Origin of the sequence: Planotetraspora silvatica (genome assembly GCF_016863315.1) — a bacterium.
In the GTDB taxonomy this organism is placed as follows: domain Bacteria; phylum Actinomycetota; class Actinomycetes; order Streptosporangiales; family Streptosporangiaceae; genus Planotetraspora; species Planotetraspora silvatica.
This window is the reverse complement of record NZ_BOOQ01000015.1, coordinates 79,922-100,094: the sequence shown is the minus strand read 5'-3', so window position 1 is coordinate 100,094 and position 20,173 is coordinate 79,922. Positions and strand designations below refer to the sequence as shown.

Sequence of the window (20,173 nt, the reverse complement as noted above, 5' to 3'; positions counted from 1 at the left end):
CATCGAGTGTGAGGGCATGAAAAAGACGCCTGCTATGCGCCCCGGGTCAACAGAGGGAGCGGTCAGCCGGCGTCGATACAGATGGCACTACGGACGCGCAGAAGATCGACGTGACGTCGCACGACGAGCAATGGGTCCGCTGGCATGTCCTAGACGATACCTCGGAGATCCCGGATGTCCAAGTTCGTGTCCACGATGCGGGACTGTAACCTCTGCTTCATTTTTCCAGGCGAGACGGGTCGTCACCCCTGGCTGACCCAGTTCTCGGCTGGCTCGGTCCGCCGGCCGTCCGGCGACTCCTGATGCTGGCAGTCGCACCATGACCCGCCCCGGCAGTCGTCGTGCCTGCGGTCCTTGCACGCGTCGCAGATCATGTCTTCATTGTTCTCCCCCGGTTACGCTGGCGTGAGCCGAGTGTCACCCGCGGATGTCACGGGAGATGTGATGGGAATCACAGGATCCGGGCTCATGGCCGAACTCGTCGCCGACCTCCGAGCCGAGACGGCCGACCTCGCCGGCATGGTGGAGGACCTCGACGCCGCCGCCTGGGACCTGCCGACCCCGGCCGCCGGCTGGGCCGTACGGGACCAGATCAGCCATCTCGCGTGGTTCGACGACGCGGCGACCCGCTCGCTGACCGATCCCGAGGGGTTCCGCGTGGCCCGCGACGCCCTGTTCTCCCGGGGCGCGGGCGTGATCGACGACCTGGCCGCCGGAGCGCGCGGCCTCAGCCCGCGTGAACTCCTCGGCTGGTTCGGCACGGCCCGCACCCGCATGATCGGGGAACTGGCGGGGACCGACGCCCGGCTGCGGGTTCCCTGGTACGGCCCCGACATGTCGGCGGCGTCGTCCGCCACGGCACGCCTGATGGAGACATGGGCGCACGGGCAGGACGTGGCCGACGCGCTCGGGATCGTCCGTGTGCCGACCGCCCGGCTGCGGCACGTGGCGAGCCTGGGCGTTCGTGCCCTGCCGTACGGCTTCGCGGTGCGCGGCCTCGCGCTCCCCGCGGATCCCGTGCGGGTGGAACTGACCCTGCCCGACGGCGCCCCGTGGGCCGCCGGGCCGCCGGGCGCCCAGGACGTCGTACGGGGTCCTGCCCTCGACTTCTGCCTGCTGGTCACCCAGCGCTGCCACCTCGACGACACCCGTCTGGAGGCCGCGGGCGCGACGGCGACGTCATGGCTGAAGATCGCGCAGGCGTTCGCCGGGCCGCCGGGCAAGGGGCGGCGCCCCGGTTATTCCCCGGCGCTGGCGAGGCGCTCGGAATAACCCCCTATCCTTGGCCTGACGACGGCGTAGAGGGCCCGGGGCGAGCCGGGTGGCGGTATTCACGCCGGATGCGGGTAGTCCTCAGTTCTAACAGCCGGTGTTCGCATTCAAAGATCACGCTGAGCCGCGGACATCTTCACTGTGTGTATACGGTTGGGTGCCATGACGTCCACGGACGCTTCGACGCGCAGGCCGAGGCATGTCTCACGCCTCGCGATGGCGCGGGCCCGTGCCCGCATGAGCTGGGTCCGCGACACCAGCGGCTGGGCGCTGTTGAAGGCGACCACGATGGCGGGCGTCAACTACCGCGTGACGGGCCTCGCGGGTGAGGCGGCCTTCTTCGCCCTGCTGTCGCTGCCGCCCTTCGTCCTGGGACTGCTCGGCGTCATGGGCCACCTGAGCGGAATGCTCGGCGAGGCCACCGTCCTGGAGATCAAACAGTGGGTCGTGGACCAGGCCGAGTTGCTGTTCACCAGCAACACCGTCGACCGGGTCGTCACGCCCCTGCTCAACGACGTGCTGACCGGCGGCCAGGTGTCGCTCATCTCCGTCGGCTTTTTGCTCTCGCTGTGGTCGGGGTCCCGCGCGCTGTTCGTCTACGTCGACCTGATCTCCATCGCGTACGGCCTGGGGGAGACCCGGGGGATCATCCGCACCCGGGTCCTGTCGTTCGGTCTGTACGTGGCCGCGCTCCTGATCGGCCTGGTCATCATGCCCACCCTGGTGATCGGCCCCACGCTGCTGTCCAACACCCTGAGCCGGTACGGCGTGCTGGTCTCGGTCTTCTACTGGCCGGTGGTGATCCTCGGGTCGGTGCTGATGCTCACGCTGCTCTACCACGTGAGCATCCCGAGGCGGACCCGCTGGTGGCGGGAGACGCCGGGAGCCGTGCTCGCTCTGATCATCTGGATCCTCTGCGCCACCGTCCTCCGCGAGGTGCTGGCCGCCTGGTTCACGCCGTTGTCCATCTACGGGTCGCTGGCCGCCCCGATCGCCGTGCTGTTGTGGCTGTACATCACCGCTCTGGCCGTGCTGATCGGCGCCACGCTGAACGCCGAAGTCGACCGGCTGTGGCCCCTCAACGGCACCGCCCGGCACGAGCGGTGCGAGTGAGGCTCGGCCAACTCCCGGACATAGCCGGATTTGTCGCGAAACAAGTCAAGGTCACCGGGACCAACCAGTGGCTGAAGTCCGGCGACTCCCTCCGCGTGTACGCGAGCTACTCCGGTGTGCCCGAGGACGTGGAGAAGGCCGGCGTGGACATCCCCGGATTCGGGCTCGTCCCCGACATCCCCATTTCGGAAGGGTGAGCCGTACCGGACCACTCCCGATAAAGTAGGGAAGTCGCGACTGGCGCTGGCGTGTCCCCATGGGGCCGCGTCGCAAGGTGGGGCACCACCGGGGAGCATTCTCGCGGAGGCCGTGCGCCTGGGCCGCCGTCATCGCCGATACGGACAAGGAAGCGCCATGGCTGGGAACTCGCTGAACTCCGTCGATCCCGAGATCGCCGGGCTCATCACGGCCGAGGAACGGCGGCAGGCCGACACGGTCAAGCTCATCGCGTCGGAGAACTACGTCTCCAGGGCCGTTCTCGAGGCCACGGGAACGGTCCTCACGAACAAGTACTCCGAGGGCTACGCGGGCAAGCGGTACTACGAGGGTCAGCAGGTCATCGACCAGATCGAGACCATCGCGGTGGAACGGGCCAAGTCGCTGTTCGGGGTGAACCACGCCAACGTCCAGCCGTACTCGGGCTCGCCCGCGAACCTGGCGATCTACCTGGCGTTCCTGAACCCCGGTGACACCGTGCTCGGCATGGGTCTCCCGTTCGGCGGCCACCTCACCCACGGCTGGTCGGTCTCGGCCACCGGCAAGTGGTTCAACTCGGTCCGGTACGGCGTGCGCAAGGAGACCGGCCGCATCGACATGGACGAGGTCCGCGCGCTGGCGCTGGAGCACCGGCCCAAGCTGATCTTCTGCGGCGGCACCGCGATCCCGCGCACGATCGACTTCCCGGCGTTCGCCGAGATCGCCCGTGAGGTCGGCGCGGTCCTCGCGGCCGACATCGCGCACATCGCCGGCCTCGTCGCCGGTGGGGCTCACCCGTCGCCGGTCGGCCACGCCGACGTGATCTCCACGACCACGCACAAGACCCTGCGCGGACCGCGCGGCGCCATGCTGATGGCGACCTCGGACGAGCACGCGACCGCCCTCAACAAGGCCGTCTTCCCGGGTCTGCAGGGCGGACCGCACAACCACACGACGGCCGCCATCGCCGTGGCCCTGCACGAGGCCGCCCAGCCGGACTTCAAGGCGTACGCCGCGCAGGTCGTGAAGAACGCCCAGGCGCTCGCCGACGAACTCGCGGGCAGAGGGTTCGACCTCGTCTCGGGCGGCACCGACAACCACCTGATCCTGATGGACCTCACGCCCAAGGGGATCGGGGGCAAGCCCGCGGCCAAGGCCCTCGACCGGGCCGGCCTGGAGACGAACTACAACACGGTGCCGTTCGACCCGCGCAAGCCGTTCGACCCCTCCGGCATCCGGATCGGCACGCCGTCGGTGACGTCGCGGGGCATGGGCGAGGCGGAGATGCGGCAGATCGGCGCCTGGATCGACGAGGTCGTCACGGCCGTGGCCAAGGGCGACGCCGAGGACGTGATCGGGCGGGTCCACCGGGAGGTCAGCGACCTCACCGCCCAGTTCCCCGCCCCCGGCCTCTCCTGACCCACCCCCGCGCCCTGGGGCGTGATCATGCACAGGCCACCCCTGGGGCGTGATCATGCACAGGTTCGGAGAAAGGCCCTCCGCGCTGCCGCGACTCCCGCCGTGATCATGCACGGCTTCGGGAGAAGTGGTCCTGACCTGGGTGAAGGCCGATCGTGATCATGCGCGGCTTCGGGGAAGGCCGTGCTGAGCTGGCGCTTTGCCGTACGTGATCATGCAGTGACCGATGAAAGCGGCAAGTGTGCCCTCGGCCCCTGCATGATCACGTGCTTGGAGTGCCCAGGTCGGGCGCCCTTTCCCTGAACCTGTGCATGATCACGCTCGGAGAGTTGCCTGGTCGGTGCGTGTGTCACCGAATCAGTGCATGATCACGGCGGGGGTCGTCGCAGGTCGGCGCCGGATCTCCGAACCTGTGCATGATCACGCTCGGGGTTTGTGCAGGTGGGAGGCACTCTTCCCGAACCTGTGCATGATCACGGCGGAGGGGTGGGGAAATGGGTTGCGGAGGGGTGGGGGAGCTCCGTTAGGGTTCTGGCAATGCCGCTTTCCCATGCGGCCGCGGAGATTCGGGAGGTGAGGATCATGCGGGTCTTTCTGACGAGCATGCCGTCCATCAACCTCCGGGTGCCCGCCTAGTCTTCTCGCTGAGGCACCCGTTTCCGAAGGGTGTCTCACCGAATGTTGTTCGATCTCTCGCTTCTCGGCTGGCAGGACGACCGCTATTCCGAGCTTCCCGCGGGCACCGTTCCCGCCCGGGTGGCACGGGTCGACCGCGGCGCCGCCGAAGTCATCGCCGCCGACGGCACACACCAGGCCCGGTACGGCTCACACGTCCGCAGGGCCTCCGCGGCCGACCCGATCGCCCTTCCCTGCGTGGGTGACTGGGTGGCCCTCCATCGGCTCCCTGAGGGCCGCTACGAGCTCGACGAGGTACTTCCCCGCACCACGGCCTTCGTCCGAGGCGGCGTCAGCCGCATGTCCAGGGGCGGCCTGTCCGGAGACGGGCAGGGCCAGGTACTGGCCGCCAACGTCGACGTCGTGTTCGTCGCCGAGCCGTCGATGCACTCCACCGATTTCGCCGATCTCGGCAGGATCGAGCGCCTTGTCGCGCTGGCCTGGGAGAGCGGCGGCATGCCCGTCGTCCTGATCACCAAGACCGACCTGTTCGAGATGGGGCTCGACGACCTGCTCGCCGACGTCGCGTCCTCGGTGCCGGGGGTGGACGTCCATGCGATCAGCTCGCTGACCGGCGACGGCGTGGACCTCGTCCGCGCTCATCTCGCCGGCTCCAGGACCGCGGTGGTGCTCGGTCCCTCGGGGGCGGGCAAGTCCACTCTGGTCAACGCCCTCGCCCAGGGCGAGGTGATGGACACCCAGCAGGTCCGGGCGGCCGACGGCCGGGGCAGGCACACGACCGTCCATCGGGAGCTGATCCCGCTGCCCGGGGGCGGGCTCGTCATCGACACCCCCGGCATCCGCCGGGTCGGCCTGTACGAGATGAGCGACGGCGTCGACCTCGTCTTCTCCGACATCGAGGAGTTGGCCGGGCGGTGCCGGTTCTCCGACTGCGCCCATGGGGAGGAGCCCGGCTGTGCCGTACAGGCGGCGGTCGAGTCGGGGGAACTGCCCGTGCGGCGGCTGGAGAGCTGGCACAAGCTCCAGCGTGAGGCCGCCTGGATGGCCCGCAGGACCGACGCGCGTCTCCAGAGTGAGGAGACCCGCAAGTGGAAGGTCATCCACAAGGAGATGCGCCGGTCGGGCCGGGCCCGCCCATAGAGGTGCCTGGCGCGATTTGCCGGGTATGAGGATTTTATGAAGCCGATGCGGGTCCGGCTCCCGTTCGCGGACAGGGCGCAGGCGGGAGCCCTTCTCGCCCACGCCCTGTACGGCATGCGCCGGGGGGATCCCTTGGTGCTCGCCCTGCCGCGCGGCGGGGTGGCGGTGGCCGCACCCGTGTCGGACATGCTCGACGCGCCCCTGGACGTGCTGGTGACGCGGAAGATCGGGTGCCCCGGCCAGCCGGAGCTCGGCGTCGGTGCGATCGCCGAGGGAGGAGAGCCGGTGTTCCACCAGGATCTGCTGGAGAAGCTGGGACTCGAGCCGGAGGACGTCGTGCCGGTCGTGGACCGGGAGAGGCTCGAGCTGGCCAGGCGGGTGAAGGTCTACCGGGGTGAGCGTCCCGCACCCGAGCTCCGGGGCAAGGACGTGATCGTCGTCGACGACGGCATGGCGACGGGGGGAACCGCGACGGCGGCGCTGCGGGCCGTACGGGTGCGGCAGGCGGGGCGGGGGACCTCGACGCTGGCGGTTCCGGTCGCGGCAGGGGATACCGTGGAGCGAATGCGAAAAGAAGCCGACAATGTCGTGGTTCTAGCGGTTCCGTGGGGTTTCCGAGCGGTCGGGCAGTGGTACGAATCCTTCGACCAGCTGACCGACGACGATGTTCTCGACCTGCTCAGGGAACGGCCGTGACCTGAGGGTGTCCCGCGTTCCTTGACGGTTGGCGGAACACCCGGAGGCCTGCTGACGCGTGTCGGGGGAGGGGGAAGACGGCGTTCAGGCGACAGCGCTGATGCCGGCGCTCGCCGCGCGGCGCATGCGGCGACGACGCTCGGAGGCGCGCTCGTCCTCGTTCAGCCCGCCCCAGGTCCCGTACTTCTCGGGACGGGACAGGGCGTAGTCGAGGCACTCGGCGCGCACGGGACACTGAGCGCAGATGGCCTTGGCCTTGCGCTCACGGATGTCGCGCTCCGGCTGACGCTCACCGTCAGGACCGAAGAACAGCACAAGGTCCTCTCCCCGGCACGCGGCATCATCCTGCCATCCCCAGCTGGGGCGGGGGCGGGCGAGCTGCCGACGTACCTGAGACATGAGAAACCACCTTTGGTGAGAGGTATTTCAAGGGTGTGCCGCATTGGACGCTTGTGGCGTCCCTGTTTCCAACGCGAGGACCGGCCGTGATGTTCCCGACTCCGGGCGGACGCCTCAGGTCAGAGCCGGAGTGAGCTGCCTCAAATCGGCCAACCTGTAGGTCGAGATCTCGTCGGCACAGGTCATCCCGCACGGTGCCGTGAACACCGCGCGTTCGACCACTACCCGAAATCGCGACAGTCCCCGCTGTGACGTGCTTCGCACGACGCACACCGTGGTGTCGCTTTCCGACCGGGAGGATTCCACGGCCACTCCGCCGACCGAGAACTCACCGGTGTGGGACCGGACGAAATGCTCGGCGGCTTGCAATGGCTCAGGGATACCCGCGCGCCCCCGGTAACGGTCGAGGACGACCTCGCCGGACCGGTACGCGTTTGCCGCCGCGATCGCAGCAGCTTGAGACATGCTGCCGTAGTAAAGCCCGTGTGGCAAGCATACGAGGTTAGCGGCGTATCGATCGCCGCCAACATGACTGGTCTCCCAGGCCCCTCCGGGCAGGTTCCCATCCAGGAACCGGGCCAGCGGAAGGCCGAGTCGGGCGCAACAGGCATTGCGTTTGCCGTGCGTGCAGACCAGGAACATCGGCTCGTTCACCAGTATGCAGGACTCCGGAACCACTCCGTGCACGAGCGAGCCCAGGTCAAGATCGTCGGGGTTCTCGAAGAAGCCCTCCGCCAGCCACGGCTCGGAGCCGGCGGAGGAGGCCACGAAGACGTGGAGTGGGCCGGTGCTGGCGGTGCGGCGGCCGGGGCGCCGGATCAGCTGCGGCCGGACGCCCAGCGACGTGGCCCGGTCGATCAGCGCGCGCACCGGGTCGGGCAGCGTCATCTCGTCGAGATAGGCCGCCCACGGCCCGGAGTGCTCGATCAGCAGCCAGAACCGCGCGCCGACGGTCGCGCTCGCGAGGACGGGGGCGGCGCCGGTGTGGCACCCGGCGGGATGCTCGCAGCCGTTGGCCATCGGGTGTCCCGCCTCCCTCACGCTCGATTAGGTAAGTCTTACCTTAGCTAATCTAGTCAAGCGGTGTGACGGGTGGGTCCCATGAATCCGAGAGCGCCTCCTCGGCCGCGGGGAGCGCCGCCTCCCGGTCGGCGGCCACCAGCCCGATCCGCGTGCGCCTGTCGAGGAGGTCGCCCGCGTCGAGCGCGCCCTCATGCCTCACCGCCCACACCAGTTCCGCCCGGGTCACTTCCAGGGCCACGGATTCGGCGAGCGCGGGGTTCTCCCGGCCCAGTGCCTGTACGGCGGAGGCCTCCGTGCCGTACCTCTCGACGAGCCGTGCGGGTGCCCCGTCTTCGGGGGGACGCGGCCCCGGAGCGCCGATCAGCGGCAGCCGTGCCGTACGGCTCGCGGGTGCGCCGGGGCAGGCCGCGTCGACGGCGTCCTCGGCCATGCGGCGGTAGGTGGTGAGCTTGCCGCCCACGACGGTGACCACGCCGTCGGGCGACCGGAGCACGGCGTGCTTGCGGGACACGTCGGCCGTCCTGCCGCCTCCGGCGTCGACCAGTGGGCGCAGACCGGCGTAGGCGCCCGCTACCTGCTCGCGCCGGACCGGCTCGGCCAGGACGGAGCCCAGGACGTCCAGGAGGAAGGCCACGTCGCCCTCCGGGGCCTCGGGGACGTCGGGGACGGGTCCCTCGACGGGCTCGTCCGTGAGGCCCACGTAGACCCGCCCGTCGGCCTGGGGGAGGACGAGCGCGAAGCGGTTCCGCTCTCCGGGGATGGGCACGTGCATCCCGGCGCGCAGCCCGCCGAGGACCTCGGGCGCGAGCACGAGGTGGGTGCCGCGGGAGGGGCGCAGCCGTACCGACGGCACGAGCTGCCCGGCCCAGACTCCGGCGGCGTTGATCACCGCGCGGGCCCTGACGCCGAACTCGGCGCCGGTCAGCTCGTCGCGGACCTGGGCTCCGTCTCCGGCGAGGGAGAGCGCGCGGCACCTGGTGAGGATCCGCGCCCCGTGACCCGCGGCCGTACGGGCGACGGCGACGACCAGTCGCGCGTCGTCCACGACCCGCCCGTCCCACGACAGCAGCGCGCCGCGCAGGCCGCGCGGGCTCAGCGGCGGTGCGAGCGCGAGCGCCCGCTCGGCGGGCAGCCGGGACGGGCCGGGCAGCACGCCGCGCGGCGTGCGGGCGGCGGCACGCAGGGCGTCGCCCAGCCGGTAGCCGGCCATGACCATGGCCGCCTGCCCGGGCGGCACCGCCGGCGTGAGCGGCAGCAGGTACGGCTGGGCGCGGACCAGGTGGGGGGCCGTGTGACGCATCAGGATGCCGCGCTCGGCGGCGCTCTCGTGCGCGACGCCGACCTGCCCCTTCGCGAGGTAGCGCAGCCCTCCGTGTATGAGCTTCGAGCTCCATCGGGACGTGCCGAAGGCGATGTCGTGCGCGTCGATCGCGGCGACCGACAGGCCGCGCGACGCGGCGTCGAGGGCCGCTCCCGCTCCTGTGGCGCCGAGGCCGACGACGAGGACGTCCACGACGGCGTCCCGGACTTCGGCGAGCTCGCGAGCCCGCCGGGTGGCGTTCAGCGAAGTGTCCATACCGCTCCTAGGGCCGCGCATTACCCTTGAGTAACCTATCTGGAGGCGTGCACGACGTGGAGACCCCTTCGACCCCCGCGGAACCGATGCTCTGGTCCGGCTGGGGTGACCCCGCCAAGGCCGCCGAACTGCCGGAACCCGTGCGCAGGCTGCTCGCCGACTTCCTCGGCGTCCGCGGGCCCGCCGGTCCCGCCGCCACCTTCGGCGAGGTGCGGCTGCCCGCCCCGGTCCTGCCGCCCCCCGCCCTGGCCGCGCTCGCGGCGATCACCGGCCCGGAGCACGTGCGCACCGACGACGACGCCCGCATCCGTCACACGCGCGGCAGGTCCACGCCCGACCTGCTGCTGATGCGGGCGGGGGACGGCTCGGACGCGCCGGACGCCGTCGTCCTGCCCGGCTCGCATGACGAGGTGGCCGAGGTGCTCCGCGTGTGCGCGGAGCACCGGGTGGCGGTCGTGCCGTACGGCGGCGGGACGTCGGTGGTCGGCGGCCTGGTCGCCACGCGTGAGGGGTTCGCCGGGGTGGCGGCCCTGGATCTGTCCCGGCTGAACAGGCTCGTCTCGGTGGACGCCGAGTCGATGGTCGCCGAGATGGAGCCCGGCCTGCGGGCGCCCCAGGCGGAGGAACTGCTCGCCGCCCACGGGCTGACGCTGGGCCACTTTCCCCAGTCCTACGAGTACGCGACCCTCGGCGGGTTCGCCGCGGCCAGGTCGAGCGGGCAGGCGTCGGCCGGATACGGCCGGTTCGACGACATGGTCGTCGGGATGACCGTCGCGACCCCGCGAGGCACCCTGGAGACCGGACGCGCCCCCAAGTCCGCGGCGGGCCCGGACCTGCGGCAGGTGATCCTCGGGTCCGAGGGCGCCTTCGGAGTGATCACCTCGCTCAGGCTCCGCGTCCACAGGGCTCCCGGACGGCGGGTCTACGAGGGCTGGCGGTTCGCCACGTTCGCGGACGGGCTCGCGGCGATCCGGCGGCTCACGCAGGACGGGCCGTCGCCGACGGTCCTGCGGCTGTCCGACGAGACCGAGACCATGGTGGGCCTGGCCCAGCCGGGTGAGCTCGGCACCTCGCCGTCCGGCTCCGGCTGCCTCGTCGTCGCCGGCTACGAGGGCGCCCCCGAGGACGTGTCGTACCGCGGGGAGCGCGCGGCGGCGGTCCTGACCGGCATGGGCGGCGTCCACCTCGGCCCCGAGCCCGGGGAGAAGTGGGCGCACGGCCGGTTCTCCGCGCCGTACCTGCGGGACTCGCTGCTCGCCGCCGGCGCGACCGTGGAGACGCTGGAGACGGCCTGCTTCTGGTCCGCGGTGCCGCGCCTCCAGGAGTCCGTACGGCAGGCCCTCACGGGCGCCCTCGGCTCGCCGCTGGTGATGTGCCACGTCTCGCACGTGTACGGCACCGGCGCCTCGCTGTACTTCACCGTGGTCACCGCCCAGACCGGGGATCCGATCGGCCAGTGGGCGGCGGCCAAGCACGCGGCGAGCGAGGCCATCCTGCGCGCCGGAGGGACGATCACCCACCACCACGGGGTCGGGCGTGACCACCGGGAGCCGTACGGGGCGGAGATCGGAGAGGTGGGCGTGGAGATCCTGCGCGCGATCAAGGAAAGGCTCGATCCGGTGGGCGTCCTCAATCCGGGTGTGCTGATTCCGTAGATCCATTTGCCGCGGAAGCGTCAAGATTGTCCCATGGTGGATGTCGGTGCGGCCGCGGCGCGCGGAAAGCAGGTCTCGTCACGGGTCTCGGAGGAGGGAGCCGGGTGGAACTGCCAGCAGATCGGCACGTTCGAGAAGTTGCGGCCGAGCAGGAAGACCTTCACCTGGCTGAACCCCGCGACCCTCTGGCGGTCGCGCAACGAGATCCTCGCCCAGCTCTTCGGCGACCCCTCTCCCGAGGTCAGGCGGCGGTGGGTGGCCGCCCAGCGGGAGAGCGGGGCCGACCCGGATCTTCGGATCGAGCACGAGGTGGGGGAGGAGTTCTCGTTCCTGGTCATGGGTGACACCGGCGAGGGCGACGCCTCGCAGTACGCGGTGATCCCCGGGATGCTGAAGCTGGGGGAGGGCACGTCGTTCGCGGTGATCGCCAGCGACGTGATCTACCCCACGGGTTCGGGCAACGAGTACGGGGACAAGTTCTTCCGGCCCTACCAGGACTACCCGGCCCCGATCTACGCGGTCCCCGGCAACCACGACTGGTACGACGGGATCGGCGGCTTCATGCGGGTCTTCTGCGAGGCGAAACCGCTCGAGGTCCAGCGGCAGGGTTTCCGGCTGTCGCCCGCGGGCGTGCGCGGACTGCTCTGGAAGAAGCCGGAGGCCGTCGACGAGGCCGCCTTGGAGCAGGCGCGGAAGATGCGGTCGCTGCCCGGGCAGCGGGCCACGCTGCCCGCGCCGTACTGGGTGCTGGACCTGGGCAGGCTCGTCATCGTCGGGATCGACACGGGCATCAAGGGCGACATCGACCGCGAGCAGGGGGAGTGGCTGCGCCGCGTCTCCGCCGACCCCAGGCCCAAGATCCTCGTCACCGGCAAACCCATCTACGTCCGCAACGAGTACCACCCCTGCGCGATCGAGGGCGGGGGCACGGTCGACGACGTCGTCCGCGACCCGGCGAACAACTACGTGGCCGCGATCGGCGGGGACATCCACAACTACGAGCGTTTCCCCGTGCGGGTGGACGGCCGGACCATCCAGTACATCGTCTCCGGGGGCGGGGGCGCGTTCATGCACGCCACGCACACGATCCCGCGGGTCGACGTCGGCGGCGTGCACGAGGACGAGTTCAAGTGCTATCCGCTGCGCGGCGACTCGTTGTCGTTCTACAGCCTGCTCTACAGCAGACGCCTGCGGATGCGCTGGCTCTACATCACGCCCGAGCAGGGACTCGAGCTCATGTCGCGGCAGGTGGGCAACACTCCGCCCCGGCCCACTCCCGGCGCGCGGATCACACTGCGGATGCGGTGGGCCGCGCGCCTGCTCGGCGCCTGGCCGATGCCCTTCCACCTGCCCGTCGGGCGGGTCTTCCACCGGTGGATCTCGGAGTTGTCCGACTGGGACACGCCGCCGTTCTTCAAGAGCTTCCTGCACGTGTCGGTCACGGCCGACCGGCTGAAGATCAGGTGCTTCGCCGCCACGGGCTGCCTGCCACAGGAGATCGATCCGCCGATGGAGGACGAGGTCGAGATCCCGATCTGAGACGTTGTCGGTGCCGCCTGGCACTCTTGGGGCGTGCACGTAGTGGTGGCGGCCGACCCTGACGGCGGCGGGTCGATCCGTCCGGCCGGGCGGGAGGCCGCCCGGGTCGCCGACCTGAGGTCGGCCGTCCGGGAGCTGGAGGCCGGGCGTCCGCGCTGGGCGTGGGCCGACGCGCGGCGCGTCTACCCGGCGCTGCTGGCCGGAGGCGTACGGCTGTCGCGCTGCCACGACGTGACGCTGACCGAGGGCCTCCTGCTGGCCGCCGAAGGCCGCTACGGCGAGCCCAGGCAGCCCGCGGCGGCCTATGCGCGGCTCCACGGCCTTCCGGTGCCCGAGGACGCCCACGAGCTCGCAGAGGCGGCCCAGGTCGCGCTCTTCGAGCCGGCGAAGGACGGTCCCGACGTGGCGGAGGCCGACCTCGTCACCGAGGTGCTCGACGACCAGTTGCGCCGGATCGCCCTGACCTCCGACCCGGGGCGCTTCCGCCTGCTCGTGGCGGCCGAGTCGGCGGGGGCGCTCATCGCGGCCGAGATGGCCCACGACGGCATGCCGTGGCGGCAGGACGTCCACGACGCCCTGCTGACGGAACTGCTCGGCCCGCGGCCGGCCCACGGGATGCGGCCGGCCAAGCTGCAGGCGCTCGCCGACGAGGTCTCGGCCGCCTTCGGCCACCCGGTGAACCCCGACTCCCCGCAGCAGATCGTCAAGGCGTACAAGAGCGCGGGCATCACGATCCCGTCCACGCGATCACACGTGATCAAGCAGGTCGAGCATCCGGGGACGCGACCGCTGCTCGCCTACAAGGAGCTGGCCAGGCTCTACAGCTTCCACGGCTGGGTCTGGGCCGACCAGTGGGTGAGGGACGACCGGTTCCACCCGGAGTACGTCGTGGGCGGCGTCGTCAGCGGCCGATGGGCCACGAGCGGCGGCGGGGCGCTGCAGATCCCCAAGGTCATGCGCAGGGTCGTGGTGGCCGACGAGGGCTGGACGCTGGTCGTGGCCGACGCGGCCCAGCTGGAGCCGCGGGTGCTCGCGGCGATGGCCGGCGACGGCGGGCTCGCCCGGGCGGCCGGCGAGATCGACCTGTACGCCGCCCTGGCCCAGGCGTTCGGCGGCGTCCGCGACTCCGCGAAGATCGCCATGCTGTCCGCGATGTACGGCGGCACCAGCGGCGACGCGCCCAAGCTCCTGGCCGTCATGCGGCAGCGCTTCCCCCAGGCGTACGCGTTCGTGGAGGACGCGGCCCGGGCGGGGGAGGACGGACGGCTGGTCAGGTCGTGGCTCGGCCGTACGAGCCCGCCGCCCTCCGCCCGGTGGCGCGAACTGGTCTCCGGTCCCGAGGGCGTGAGGGCGGCCCGCGACCGCGGCCGGTTCACCCGGAACTTCGTCGTCCAGGCCACGGCCGCGGAGTGGGCGCTCACGCTCATGGCCGTGCTCCGGGGCCTGCTGCCCGAGCCGGCCAGGCTCGTGTTCTTCCAGCACGACGAGGTCATGGTGCACTGCCCGGAGGATCTCGCGTCCGAGGTGCGCGCCGCGGTCGGGCAGGCGGCCGAGGAGGCGACCCGGCTCGTGTTCGGGCGGACTCCGGTGCGCTTCCCGATGGAGGCGGTCGCCGTCGCCTGCTACGCCGACGCGAAATGACCGCCGGCGCGCAGGGGGATCAGCCGTGTCAGGCCGGCGTGAAGGTGTTCCAGAGCGCCTGGCGGACGGGCGCGGCCGACTCGCCCCAGTCGTAGTCGGGGGAGGAGAAGGTGATGGAGTAGCCCTGGCCCTCGGCCTCCACGTAGCGGGTGACGGCGTGGACGGTCACCTGGCTGGTGTTGGTGTAGGTGTACTCCCAGTCGGCCGCCGGATAGCGGTAGGTGACCTTGCCGAGCTGGACCTGGGTGTAGTCGGGATAGTCCTTCACGTTCAGGTTCTGCTCGGCGGCCTGGAGCGCGGCGAGGCTGCCGTCCTTGATCTTCTGGATCTTGATCCGCTGGGCGCTGTCCTTCGGGCCCGAGTACGTCACGGAGCCGCCCTGATCGGTCACCGTCCACTCCTTGGGCACCGCGACCGACACGCCGTCCTCGCTGTGCTCGGTGAAGCCCTTGGGCGCCTGGCCGCCGGCCTGGGCGGACGGGTCCTTCTGCCCGCTCACGGACGGCACGCCCTGGGCGACCTCCGGCGTGGAGTCGTCCGATCCGCTCGGCAGCAGGACGAACAGGAGGGTGACCACCAGGCCGATGACCGCCACGGCCGTCACGGCGATCAGGACCATCGAACGGGAGTCGCGCTCCTCGCGCGGTTCGTCCTCGTCCCTGCGCCTGCGGCCGGCGCCCTGCGGGCCCGTGACGGAATGCCCACCGGTGGAGTGCCCGCCAGTGGAGTGCGCCCCTGTGGAGGACACCCGCGGGATGGGCCCGGTCGTGCGATGCTCGCCGGTCCGATGCTCGCCGGTGCCGTTGCGGCCCGGCCGGGCGGCCAGGTCGCCGGGAAGGTCGCCGGGCGACGGCGTCGGCCACATCACCTCACGCGACCGCTCCGGCGCGTGGCTCGACCCCGAGGGGGAGGCCAGGGGGTCGTAGGCCGGCATCGCGTGGGGACCCGTGGCGCCGCCCGGCTGCGGGCCGGTCATGGAGCCGGGCAGGTCCTCCGGCGCGAACGGCACCCGGACCGGCCCCGACGGCGTCTCGATGATGCGCGAGGGAAGCGGTCCCGACGGGAGGTCGAAGGGCGGCAGCAGCCCGGCGGGCGTGGGGTTCTGGGGGGTCGGCATGGACAGGGAGGAGACGCCGCGGCCCGGCAGCCCCGCCCCGCTGCTGTGCAGCACCCGCTCCAGCATCTCGGCCACCTGCGCGGCGGCGATGCGGTCGGCCGGGTTCTTGCGCAGCAGTCCTTCGATCACGGGGAGCAGCGCGCCCGCCCGCTGCGGCCGGTTCGGCTCCTGGGTGAGCACGGCGCCGAGGACGGCGACCGCGTCGGCTCCCTCGTAGGGCGGCCGGCCCTCGACGGCGGCGTACAGGGTGGCGCCGAACGACCACAGGTCGGCTGCGTGCGTGATCGGACGGCCCTGCAGGCGCTCCGGCGGGATGTAGGCGGGGGAGCCCATCAGCAGCCCGGTCTGGGTGATGGTGACGTCGCCCTCGATGGCGGCGATCCCGAAGTCGGTCAGCACGACGCGGTCGGCGGTGAGCAGCACGTTGCCCGGCTTGACGTCCCGGTGGAGGATTCCGGCGGCGTGGGCGTGCCGGATGGCGTCGAGCACGCGGATGCCGATCTCGGCGGCCTGGATCACGGGGAGCGGGCCGCTCTGCCGTACGGCCTGCTCCAGGGACCACGCGCGGACGAGTTCCATCACGATCCAGGGCCGGCCGTCCTCCTCGACCACGTCGTGAACGGTCACGATGCCGGGGTGACTCAGCCGGGCGGCCGAACGCGCCTCCCGGAGCACGCGGCGGTTGGCCACCTGGGTGGCCGACTGGTCGAGCCCGTAAGGAAGGATCAGCTCCTTGACCGCCACGTCGCGATCGAGCAGCACGTCGTGGGCGTGCCAGACCATGCCCATGCCGCCGCGGCCGACCGGGGACAGCAGGCGGTACCGCCGCCCGACGAGTCGTCCCTGCCCTTCCGGGGTCGCCTCAGAATGGACGTTTCCCGCGGGTCCCTGACCCTCTGGCATAGGGGGGACCATACCGAGCAGGCCATCGGTCGACATAGGACGGTCCCCAATTCATCAATCGATCCGCGAGATCCCCCGACTGGATCATGCGAATTCCACTGGATATGTGAGGTTGGGCACCGATATTAGGGTCAAAGCCGCCTCAATGGGAATTCATGCTAGAACCAAGGCCTCCAGGGCCGCGGTGAAGGCCTCCACGGGAGGGCTCACCAGACCGGCCCCGACCTGCCCGGTTCCGGCCACGCGGCCCGCTATGCCGGTGTTCACCACGGGCAGAATCCCGGTCCTCGCGACAAGCGTGACGTCGATCCCCACGGGTGTCCCGCGGAAGCCCAGCCCGGGGATCTGGTAGGCCGGATGCTCGGCCAGCGTGATCTCGTACATCGAGGTCGTGGCCGCGACGGCGTCCGACACGTCGCCGCCGACGAACCTCACGATGGCCGGCGCGGCCGCCATCGCGAAGCCTCCCAGGCCCGACGTCTCGGTGATGGTCGAGTCGCCGATGTCCGGGTTGGCGTCCTCGGGGCCGTACGCGCCGAGGTACAGACCGTCGGGAACGCCCGCGGGGCCGGTGAACCAGCGATCGCCGAGCCCGGACACCTGGATACCGAATTCCGTTCCATTTCGTGCCATGGCGACGACGAGACTGGAACCCGGAACGTTCCGTGCCGCGTCGGCGCTCACTTTCGCGGCGGCCATTCCCGCGTTCAAGAAGAAATGATCATTTCCATTGACGAAACGCAGGACCTCCGCGGCCCGATCCGGCGCGGCGTCGACGATCGCCGGGGCGAGTTCGCGGACCAGGAGCGAGGTGGCCGCCCGGTTCCGGTTGTGGAGTTCGTCGCCCATCTGCAGAGCCTGGGCGATGAGCGACCGCAGGTCGAGTGGGCCGGTGCGGCTGAGGGTCGCCTGGAGGACCGGCCCCAGCACCTCGCCCATCCAGCGCAGCCGCTCGACCACCTCGGTCCCGTAGGCGCCGTACCGCAGCACCTTGCCCAGGCCCTCGTTGAGCGAGCAGTAGGCGGTGCCCCCGTGCTCGGCGTCGGTGACCTCGAACATCCACATCGACGGGCTGACGACCCCCGCCATCGGGCCGACCGTGCGGTGGTGGTGACAGGGGTCGAGCGTGATCCCCTCACCGGAGGCGAGCCTGCGCTCCGCGTCCTCGGGGGAGGAGGCCAGCCCCTCGAACAACATCGCCCCGATCAGCGCCCCGCGCATCGGGCCGGAGGCGCGCTCCCAGGTGATCGGCGGCCCGGCGTGGAAGAACGTGCCGGGCTCCAGCCCGAGGACGTCGCGGGCCCGCCGTACACCGACCAGTTGGGGGCGGGCCGACAGCAGCCGCCCCACGGCGAGTGCGTTGGCGCGCTCGCGGCGCGGATCGGCCAGCACGCGGGCCAGGGCGTCCGACGTGCCGGGCAGCGGCGGGCGCCAGTCGACCGGCGTCCACGGCACGGCCTGCTGGTCGAGAGCCTCGCCGAGCACCGCCGCGCCCACGGAGATCACGCGCGGCTCGCCGAGCAACATCGAGAGGGTCATGAGGCTCCGATCAGGAGGCGGGCGTGGCGGGCCGCGGCGGCGTTGGACGTGAAGACGGCGGCTCCCGCCTCGTTCAGGCGGGCGGCCTGGGCGCGCAGGCCCTGGGGGTCGCCCTCCGTCCCGACGAGCGCGACCACGACGGCCACGCCGCGCTCGCACGCCTTCTCGACGGCCGGCGCCAGCGACGCCGACGGATCGGGATCGGACCCGTGACCGAGGACCACGTCGAGCAGGACGACGCCCGTCTCCACCGCGGCGAGCGCCTCCAGGCGGAGAGCGGGGTCGATCATGGGATGCGCCCGGCCCCGCGTGTACTCGTCGTCGCCGAAGTCGGTGAACTCGCCGGTGCCCGCGATGAGGGCGGCCTCGGTGCAGAGCGTGCCCCCGGAATACAGGCCGCGCAGCGGCCCTCCCGGGACCGGCGGAGGCCCGGCCGGCCACGACGGCCACTCGGGCACCGGGACGCCGAGGGCGCCCAGCACCTTCTCCACGGCCGTCGTCAGGTCGTCCTGCCCCGGCCCGAGGAGCGCGCGGACGACGGGCTTGGACAGGCTCAGCTCCTGTACGGCAGTCGCGACCTCGGGGGCGGGGGGTTTGGAGACCAGCACGATCAGCTCGGTCGCCGGGTCCTCGTCGAGGGCCAGCAGCGCCTGCGTCGTCGAGCGGCCGCCGACCTGGGCGGACAGGTCCCTGCCGCCGACCCCGAGGAGGTGGCTGACACCGACCCCGGCCTGGTCGAGCAGGCTCGTCACCTGCTGCGCGCCGGTGCCCGAGGCGGCCACGACGCCCACCCGGCCGGGCCGCAGGACGTTGGCGAAGCCCAGACCGGCACCGCCGATCACGGCGGTGCCGCAGTCGGGGCCCATCACGAGCACGCCCTTGTCCCTGGCGCGGTCCTTGAGGAGGATCTCCTGCTCCACCGGGACGTTGTCGCTGAAGATCATGACGGACAGGCCCGCCTCGACGGCGTCGGCCGCCTCCACGAACGCGTGCTCGCCGGGAACGCTCACGAGGGCCACCGTCGCGTCCCACGCCCTGCTCGCCGAACGGGTGGTGCGCGGCGGTGCGTCCCGGGCGTCCGTCCCGCCGGCCGGCGCCCTGGCCGTGAGCTGCCGGTCGAGCTCGGCCGACGCCTCCTCGAGTCGCGCGTCCCCCGAGGCTCTGATCGCGACGAGCAGGTCGCCGCCCGTCGCGGCCGGTACGGCGAAGCCGAGGTCGCGGGCCAGATCCACGTTGAGCTCCGTGGCCATCGCCACGACGGCCACCTCGACGCCGGCACGGGCCGCGAGGGCCTGACTCACCCGCATGAGGCTCACCGAGTCGTGGTAGACCCCGGCACGCACTTCGACCAGATCGCTCAAGAAGGCTCCCCGTTGGAATGGACGGCGTGGGACAGGACGGCGGACAGGCCGATCTGGATTCCCCAGGCGATGTCGGCGCCTGAGGTGTGACCCAGGTGGAGCAGGCGGTGCGTCGCCGGTTCCAGGGGCTGGCGCCCCGCCACGGCCCGCAGGACCCCGGTCACCTCGGGGCTCGTCTCGCCTTTCGCGGCGCAGTGGAGCAGCGTCGCCGAGATCGGAGTCGTGCGGGTGCGGGCGTCGTAGGTGACGGCCGCCGCCAGCCAGTCGGCCAGCCAGACGGCCCTCGGCGTGCCGGTCGCCCCGCCGAGATGCCGCAGCGCGACCAGGAGGCCCGAGAGCATGTCGTCGCCGCTGGGCGTCAGCCCCGGGCCCAGCCCGATCAGGCGCTCGGCCGCCGTGATGGCGTCGGTCAGCGATCCCGTCCTGCAGCCGGTGTCGAGAAGGCTCGGAGCCCCGGCCGGGTCCAGCCCCGGCTGCCTCGGCGACCGCCGTCTGACCTCGCCGAGCAGGCCGGCCGATCGCGACAGCCGTACGAGGGCGGCGGAGCCGAGCGGCGGCGCGGGGTCCCACCAGCGGCGCACCCGGATGGCGAGCCCGCCGATCTCGATGACCCCGTCCCCGACCCAGCCGTCGTCTCCCGCCGCGATGCCGTCCAGCAGGTCGCCGACCACGACGGCGTTGGGCAGGCGGATGGCCCCCCCGGTCACGAGCGTGATGACGTGGGGCTCGGTCTCGCTCCTGACCTCGAGGTAGACGGCGAGCGGGAAGGCCGCGAGCACGCGTGCCGGGCGGCGCGGCGACTCGAGGGCCGGGCGCAGCGAGGCGCTCGCCGCCCCGCTCACATACGTGTGGCTCCCCACGCCCCGGAAGGCGGGCGACGCCGCCCGCCGGGCTTTCGGGCGCGTCCCAACAGTCACCGAACCTCCCGACAAGCCAGTTCCTGCCGACG

General features: G+C 71.7%; 17 protein-coding genes and 1 riboswitch. Of the genes, 9 read left to right on the top strand and 8 right to left on the bottom strand.

The features are described from left to right. Positions 1–62 precede the first annotated feature (62 nt). Positions 63–146 carry a putative leader peptide gene (locus Psi02_RS41065; RefSeq protein WP_357054749.1) on the bottom strand — a complete coding sequence of 28 codons (84 nt, stop codon included), beginning with the start codon at positions 144–146 and terminating at the stop codon, positions 63–65. A gap of 298 nt (positions 147–444) precedes the next feature. Here Psi02_RS41065 and Psi02_RS12915 point away from each other — a divergent pair, with 298 nt between their 5' ends. The 6 genes from Psi02_RS12915 (at position 445) to Psi02_RS12890 (ending at position 6,471) form a co-directional block, all read left to right on the top strand. Continuing rightward, on the top strand, positions 445–1,272 hold the full coding sequence (locus Psi02_RS12915) for a TIGR03084 family metal-binding protein (protein WP_239094843.1): 828 nt from the start codon (positions 445–447) through the stop codon (positions 1,270–1,272). 162 nt (positions 1,273–1,434) lie between these two features. Then, positions 1,435–2,385: a YihY/virulence factor BrkB family protein gene (locus Psi02_RS12910; RefSeq protein WP_239094842.1), complete on the top strand. Its 951-nt coding sequence runs from the start codon at positions 1,435–1,437 to the stop codon at positions 2,383–2,385. Then, the gene (locus Psi02_RS12905; protein ID WP_203973824.1) at positions 2,382–2,582 is read left to right on the top strand and encodes a hypothetical protein; all 201 of its coding nucleotides are present in this window, start codon (positions 2,382–2,384) and stop codon (positions 2,580–2,582) included. The genes Psi02_RS12910 and Psi02_RS12905 overlap by 4 nt, the downstream gene beginning before the upstream one ends. A gap of 26 nt (positions 2,583–2,608) precedes the next feature. Then, positions 2,609–2,713: riboswitch (ZMP/ZTP riboswitch) on the top strand. 26 nt (positions 2,714–2,739) lie between these two features. Beyond that, the gene (glyA, locus tag Psi02_RS12900; protein WP_203973822.1) at positions 2,740–3,999 is read left to right on the top strand and encodes a serine hydroxymethyltransferase; all 1,260 of its coding nucleotides are present in this window, start codon (positions 2,740–2,742) and stop codon (positions 3,997–3,999) included. Between the two features lie 678 nt (positions 4,000–4,677). Next, positions 4,678–5,775, top strand: a complete 1,098-nt coding sequence (gene rsgA, locus Psi02_RS12895) for a ribosome small subunit-dependent GTPase A (protein WP_203973821.1) — start codon at positions 4,678–4,680, stop codon at positions 5,773–5,775. Between the two features lie 36 nt (positions 5,776–5,811). Then, positions 5,812–6,471, top strand: coding sequence for a phosphoribosyltransferase (locus Psi02_RS12890; protein ID WP_203973820.1), 660 nt, complete (start codon positions 5,812–5,814; stop codon positions 6,469–6,471). A gap of 84 nt (positions 6,472–6,555) precedes the next feature. Here Psi02_RS12890 and Psi02_RS12885 read toward each other — a convergent pair whose 3' ends face one another. The 3 genes from Psi02_RS12885 to Psi02_RS12875 form a co-directional block, all read right to left on the bottom strand. After that, positions 6,556–6,870 carry a WhiB family transcriptional regulator gene (locus tag Psi02_RS12885; protein WP_076434697.1) on the bottom strand — a complete coding sequence of 105 codons (315 nt, stop codon included), beginning with the start codon at positions 6,868–6,870 and terminating at the stop codon, positions 6,556–6,558. A gap of 114 nt (positions 6,871–6,984) precedes the next feature. Further along, complete coding sequence (locus Psi02_RS12880; protein ID WP_203973819.1) at positions 6,985–7,890, bottom strand: ferredoxin family protein; 906 nt, start codon at positions 7,888–7,890, stop codon at positions 6,985–6,987. A gap of 52 nt (positions 7,891–7,942) precedes the next feature. Next, positions 7,943–9,469 (bottom strand): glycerol-3-phosphate dehydrogenase/oxidase, encoded by a 1,527-nt coding sequence (locus Psi02_RS12875; RefSeq protein ID WP_203973818.1) that lies wholly within the window; start codon positions 9,467–9,469, stop codon positions 7,943–7,945. A gap of 86 nt (positions 9,470–9,555) precedes the next feature. Here Psi02_RS12875 and Psi02_RS12870 point away from each other — a divergent pair, with 86 nt between their 5' ends. Genes Psi02_RS12870 through Psi02_RS12860 form a run of 3 tightly spaced genes read left to right on the top strand, consistent with a single transcriptional unit; the run spans position 9,556 to position 14,304 of the window. After that, positions 9,556–11,124: an FAD-binding oxidoreductase gene (locus Psi02_RS12870; protein ID WP_203973994.1), complete on the top strand. Its 1,569-nt coding sequence runs from the start codon at positions 9,556–9,558 to the stop codon at positions 11,122–11,124. A 33-nt stretch (positions 11,125–11,157) separates the two neighbouring features. Further along, positions 11,158–12,663: a metallophosphoesterase family protein gene (locus Psi02_RS12865; protein ID WP_203973817.1), complete on the top strand. Its 1,506-nt coding sequence runs from the start codon at positions 11,158–11,160 to the stop codon at positions 12,661–12,663. 33 nt (positions 12,664–12,696) lie between these two features. Continuing rightward, positions 12,697–14,304 (top strand): bifunctional 3'-5' exonuclease/DNA polymerase, encoded by a 1,608-nt coding sequence (locus Psi02_RS12860; protein ID WP_203973816.1) that lies wholly within the window; start codon positions 12,697–12,699, stop codon positions 14,302–14,304. Positions 14,305–14,332: 28 nt separating this feature from the next. Here the strand turns inward: Psi02_RS12860 and Psi02_RS12855 are convergent, their stop codons facing one another. The 4 genes from Psi02_RS12855 to Psi02_RS12840 form a co-directional block, all read right to left on the bottom strand. Continuing rightward, a complete protein-coding gene (locus Psi02_RS12855; RefSeq protein ID WP_203973815.1) occupies positions 14,333–16,324 on the bottom strand; it encodes a serine/threonine-protein kinase in 1,992 nt (663 codons plus the stop codon). 153 nt (positions 16,325–16,477) lie between these two features. Continuing rightward, the gene (locus tag Psi02_RS12850) at positions 16,478–17,863 is read right to left on the bottom strand and encodes a YlbE family protein (protein ID WP_203973813.1); all 1,386 of its coding nucleotides are present in this window, start codon (positions 17,861–17,863) and stop codon (positions 16,478–16,480) included. Continuing rightward, the gene (locus Psi02_RS12845) at positions 17,860–19,224 is read right to left on the bottom strand and encodes an AllF/FdrA family protein (protein WP_239094841.1); all 1,365 of its coding nucleotides are present in this window, start codon (positions 19,222–19,224) and stop codon (positions 17,860–17,862) included. The genes Psi02_RS12850 and Psi02_RS12845 overlap by 4 nt, the downstream gene beginning before the upstream one ends. Then, positions 19,221–20,141 carry an oxamate carbamoyltransferase subunit AllH family protein gene (locus tag Psi02_RS12840; protein ID WP_203973811.1) on the bottom strand — a complete coding sequence of 307 codons (921 nt, stop codon included), beginning with the start codon at positions 20,139–20,141 and terminating at the stop codon, positions 19,221–19,223. Before Psi02_RS12840 ends, Psi02_RS12845 begins: the two co-directional genes overlap by 4 nt. Positions 20,142–20,173: the final 32 nt, after the last annotated feature.